6 protein-coding genes are annotated in these 4883 nt (G+C 66.4%); all 6 read right to left on the bottom strand.

Features of this window, described 5'->3' with window-relative positions; genetic code table 11:
- On the bottom strand, window positions 1–979 hold a 979-nt coding region (locus QHF83_RS52855), incomplete at its 3' end, for an ATP-binding protein (protein ID WP_282425799.1).
- Between the two features lie 60 nt (window positions 980–1039).
- Window positions 1040–1399 (bottom strand): hypothetical protein, encoded by a 360-nt coding sequence (locus QHF83_RS52850; RefSeq protein WP_282425798.1) that lies wholly within the window; start codon window positions 1397–1399, stop codon window positions 1040–1042.
- 14 nt (window positions 1400–1413) lie between these two features.
- Window positions 1414–2181, bottom strand: coding sequence for a hypothetical protein (locus QHF83_RS52845; protein ID WP_282425797.1), 768 nt, complete (start codon window positions 2179–2181; stop codon window positions 1414–1416).
- 23 nt (window positions 2182–2204) lie between these two features.
- On the bottom strand, window positions 2205–2465 hold the full coding sequence (locus QHF83_RS52840) for a hypothetical protein (RefSeq protein WP_282425796.1): 261 nt from the start codon (window positions 2463–2465) through the stop codon (window positions 2205–2207).
- 136 nt (window positions 2466–2601) lie between these two features.
- Entirely contained in the window at window positions 2602–3738 is a 1137-nt protein-coding gene (locus tag QHF83_RS52835; RefSeq protein WP_282425795.1) for a sigma factor, read from the bottom strand.
- Window positions 3739–3789: 51 nt separating this feature from the next.
- The coding region (locus tag QHF83_RS52830) for a hypothetical protein (protein WP_282425794.1) at window positions 3790–4883 on the bottom strand (1094 nt) is incomplete at its 5' end.

Here is a 4883-nt window from a genome sequence, read left to right as displayed (position 1 = left end):
ACGCCGCGCCGACGAGCAGAGGCCGCGCCGGGAACCCGGAGCTCTCGCCCTTCGCGAGCGCGACGGCTAGGGCGGCGAGCTGGGAGCGACGGAACTCGAGCAGCTCGTCGAGGAAGAGCACGCCTCCATGCGCGAGGGAGATCTCCCCGGGACGCACCCCACCAGGGCAAGCTGGATCGCCCCTGCCGAGCAACTTCTCGAGCGTCGCGTCGCGGTAATTCGGCGAGCGGATCGGGCGGCTCGCGTTTAGCCCCTGCTTCGCTTCCAGCAACCCGGCGATGGAGTAGATGCTCGTCAACTCGATCGCCTCGTCCGTGGTCATCGAGGGGAGGAGACCGGGTAGCTTCAAAGCCGCCGACGTGCGCCCCGCTCCCCCGATGATCAAGAGCGGATGCTGGCCGACCGCGGCGATTTCGAGCGCGCGGCGGACGGATGCCATCATGAATGGCTTCTCTGCCAGATCACGCTCATACGACCGTGTCGAGCGACGAGGGCCCGCGGGGTCGAGCGCGCGGGTGCCGCGCAGGGAGTCGAGCACGTCGCGAAGGTGATCCACGACGCGCACGTCGAGCCCGGCGTGTGCCGCCTCCGCGGTGTCGGCGCGAGGGACGATCGCGTGCCGGATGGCGTGGGATGTGGACGCAGCTTTCAACGCCGGCAAGATGCCGCGGACGTGCCGCACCTCGCCGGATCTGGAGAGCTCGCCGAGCACAACCGTCGACCGTAGCGAACTCTGCTCGAATGCCAGCAGGACGGCCACGGCGACTGCGAGGTCGAGTTGGCCCCCGTGATTGTTGGTGCCGGTGGGTGTGACCTCGACGGCGATCTCGAGGTCGTTTCTCTTGAGCGTGTTATAAATGGCCGGTGCCACGCGACGCCGCGTGAGCTCGCAGGAGTCTTCGTCGAGACCCGCGAGCTCGAATGTGCCGAATTCGTCGTGCTCGATGGTGACGTTGACGTGGACGAGCGATGCAGACAACCCCGTAAGCGTTATGGAAAAGACGTCGCCGCGGCGCGTTTGCATGGATGGGCTGCCCTGTCAGGTGCTTGCACTCGGCTCCGGCTCCGGCTCCGATTCCGGGGTCACCGGCTCGGGATCCTGGGGCTGCTCCGGCGCGCTGGTCTTGCCTTGGATCGCGCACCGGAGCGAGAGCGCCACGTTCGGCATGACGAGCTCGACGTCCTCGGCGAAGAGCCCCATCTCCGCGGGCGACAGGCGAAATCCGTGCCATTCCTTCCTGCCGTGCCGCATATCGGCGGGCAGTTCGTCTTCGTGGATGTAGACGTACCCGTCGCTTGCGAGCGCGAACGGGGCCGCGCACTCGACGAGGGGCTCTTGCTCGGTTGCCTTGGCGACTTCTTCGGCGACGGGCTCTTGCTCGGTTTTCTGTTCCGACATGTTGTGCTTCCCTTTCACGCCCTCACTCGGAGCACGACGTGCGTGATGTCCAACCGGAGAATGGCGGCCATCGGGTCGTCGCTGTTTTTCACAACGAGCTCCACGATCCCCTGCTCCTCGAGCCGCCTCAGCATAAGCGCAATCCTTCCGGCATTTCCGAGATGACAGAGGGAGTCCTGCAGCCGCTGCATCGAAATCCTCCCGTCCCCGTCGGGGCGCATCCGAGACAGCGCGAAGTGCACGACGAACTCGGCGTACGCGTCGTCGCCCTGCCGTCGCGCGTCCAGAGCGCGGTAAGCGACGTGCACCGCGGCACGCTGGTAGACGCGAGGCGCTCGCAGCAAGGCGAACAGCATGAACTCGCCGTGCTCGTCGTGTCCCACGGCCCCCGCGGAGACGCGCGTCGCCTCGGGGGAGCGCGGCGGCGGGATCGGCGGAAGGCGCTTCCATAGCGGTGGGCTCCCGAAGGCGTCCGCGAGCGCAGCGAAGAACCGCGTCCACCAGGGTTGCCGGCGAGCAACAACGGGGACCACGCTGCTCTCGGGGGGCGCGTTTTCGTCGAAGACGCGCGGAGGATCCACGCGGGTATCGCGCGGGAACTCCGGCTCATCATCGACGGACGACCCCCCTTGGACGGCGGCGCTGGGCGGCATCGTGCTCGCCCAGGCAGGAGCCGTTCCAGCGCCGCCGTCCAAGAGGGGCCCTCCCCTCCACACCTGCGTTTCGCACTCCTCGTCCTCGCCTGTCGGAATTGGTGCTGGTCGCTTGCTCACGGGTAGCATTGGCGCAGCCTCTCCTGGATGTTTCATCCGCCGTCAGCCGCGCTCGCGATGCATTCCGAGACAGGCTCCTCACTGCAAACGCCCGTCGAGCACTCCGTCATTGGAGCCGCGTTGATGGGTCGACAGAGCGAGTTCGTGCAGGTCCACGTGTGGCACTCCGTCCCGGGGCCGCAGTCCTCGACTTCCTCGCACGGCACGCAATCGGGCAAGTCGGCAGGGCAGACGAGATTGGCTTCGTCGATGCCGAGTGCTTCTCTGCAGTTCGCGGCCAACAGCGTGGCCATGATGAGTGCGAAGGAAGCCACGAGTGCCGCTGATCGAGACCGGTTCCCGAGCCGACGCATGGAATACTCCTCTCTCCAGGGATGACACCCTGCAATTCGGGCCACCTGCGACGCGTGCAATCGCGCCGCGCCTACATTACTCGCCTATGCGCTTCGCAGCAGCAGCAGCAACATCCTCTCCAAGCGCCAACATGGCTTGGCGAGTGTAGGAATCACGTTGCTCGGCCAGGCGACTCTCGGGGAATCTCCTGGCATGCTCGCGCAGCAGGACCAAGGCGCCCCTTGGGTGCTTGCGGACGAGAAGCGAGGCCGCCTGCTGCAACATGTTGCGCTCGATTTCTCGGGAATCCTCGAGCTGCTGCTCGGCGCGTTTCCGCGCGGGTGAGCGCTGGGACGTGGTCGAGGCCGACGGCGTCGCGGCGGGGGGCGACGGTCGAACGGCGAGGCGTCCGGCGGTACCTGCGGCGACCGAGATATGAGATACCGCTCCCGCGAGGTGAGTGGCTTCGGCGGGAACCGGCTCTGACGACAAGGAGCGAGGAATGAACGGCAGCAGAAGCGGCAGCGCCGCGAGAGCGGGCGCAAAGCGTCGCCAGGGTAAACGCGCAGAGAGCTCGCTTTTCGGCAGCGTTCTTCCGGAGGGATTGATGACGCCGAGGACCTGATCGACGTAGCCCCATACGCGACTTCTCGACAAAAGGAGAAGCGCGACCATGGCGATCGTCGCCGCATCGAGCGCATCGAGGTCGTCCTTCTCGCCGTGGAGACGCTCGTAGATCTCTCGAAACTCCGCCCGACCGCGACTCAACGCGCTCCGCACCGAGGTCTCGTTCACACGTGTTTCGGCTGCGATCCTCGCGGTTGTCTTTCCCTCGATGTACACGCCCACGAACGCCGCCCGATTGGGCCCATCCTCCATGGCGTCGATCGCCTTCGTGATGAGCTGCGCTTTGATCAAGCGCTGCTCAAGCACCTCCTCGTCGGCGAGGCACGGCACGACGTCCTCGGACAGGAGCTTCGCGTTGATCTGGCGGCGCCGGTAATTCGAGAACTGATTGTTCGCGGCTGCAAGAAGCCACGCCCGAGCCTCACCGGCGGGTTTTGGGATCTCGCTCAAGTGCTGCCAGGCGGCGATGAACACGAGCTGCGCGACGTCGACGGCGTCACGCGGGGGAACGGCCTTCCGCAGCAACCAGGCCAGGACCGCGTCGAAGTGGTCGCGGTACAGGGCCGAGAAGGTGGCCTCATGCTCCGGTTGGTCCTGGGACGTCACACCCCCTTATGTCGTGAGGGGTGGGTTTTGTTGCACGGGGCCGAAGAATTTTTACGGCTGGCAGCAAAAGGTGATCGGACGCACTGGAACAACCGTCCCTTCGAGCTCTCCCCCGCCCGCCTGGCAAGTCCCCGAGTGGTACGTGACGCCGGAGATGGACTTGCTGCCGAGGGGCTGGCCCTTCGGGGTCACGTCGACGCACGCAGGGTCGTCCGAGGACGCGGCAACACCGGGGACGACCGGATCCGTGCAGGCCGCGTCCTTGAATACGGAGACGAACGCCGTGCACACGCTATCAGCGGGCGCACCACACGTGCAGGCCGTGCAGGTTCGCTGATCGTCGTACCCTTCGTAAAACACGAACTTCTTCGTGTAGGATTGCCCAGGGCACGTGACGTCCCCCCGAGCGCGGATGCACTGGCGGAACCCGGCCTCGGGATCCGCGGCCGGCACGCAGATCTCGCCGGGATCCAGACATCCTGCGAGCGGCGGGTTCGTGTAGCCCTGGCAGGAGATCGCGGCGAGTCCCCACGATACGCCCGAGAAGTGCTTCACCTTCGGCACCTCCGGCAGGTCGGGTTCGCACTTCTCGTCGAGCTTCGTGAGCGCTCCAATCATGAGCGACTGGACGCACGGAATGCCGCTCCCCGGAGGGCACTGCGCCTGCGCAGGTATGGAGTTCGCAGCGGTGCAGGAGCCGTCCCAGTCCGGGGGAGGATCGAACGAAGTGGCCGCGGCACCGGAGTAGCAAAGACCGGCGTGCGCCGTGAACGTCTCCGGCAGTCCGCACGAGCCCGTGGAGGGCTTGCACGTGCAGGGTTCGCAGTCGTCCGCTGGGATGAGCAGGTCGGCGTGCAGAAGGTCGTGTCGGACCGGTGCACGGCCCGGGCATTGGGGGATCGGGTTGGGTGCGCCGAACCAGAGAAGCATCGGCAGGTCGAAATCGGGGTGGTTGATCGGAGCGCAGTCGCCGCTGCAACTTGGGCCGGCGTCCTCCTCGGACGCATCGGGCGAGTCGCCGCCGTTGCCGGCGTCTGCCCCTCCGGCATCTGCGCCTGCGTCCTCGAAGGGCCTTTCGATGATGATGTCTGTGACGTAGCAGCCACTCGCCCCGGAAACGGCAAACGTCGGAAGGAGGAGCGACA

It is taken from the genome of Polyangium sp. 15x6 (assembly GCF_029960785.1).
Lineage (GTDB): Bacteria > Myxococcota_A > Polyangia > Polyangiales > Polyangiaceae > Polyangium.
This window is presented reverse-complemented; position numbering and strand designations above follow the sequence as displayed.

Bases quoted from the DNA above. Each gene is read 5' to 3' on its own strand.
- QHF83_RS52850 (WP_282425798.1), bottom strand. From the start codon at position 1,399: ATGTCGGAACAGAAAACCGAGCAAGAGCCCGTCGCCGAAGAAGTCGCC.
- QHF83_RS52845 (WP_282425797.1), bottom strand. From the start codon at position 2,181: ATGCTACCCGTGAGCAAGCGACCAGCACCAATTCCGACAGGCGAGGAC.
- QHF83_RS52840 (WP_282425796.1), bottom strand. From the start codon at position 2,465: ATGGCCACGCTGTTGGCCGCGAACTGCAGAGAAGCACTCGGCATCGAC.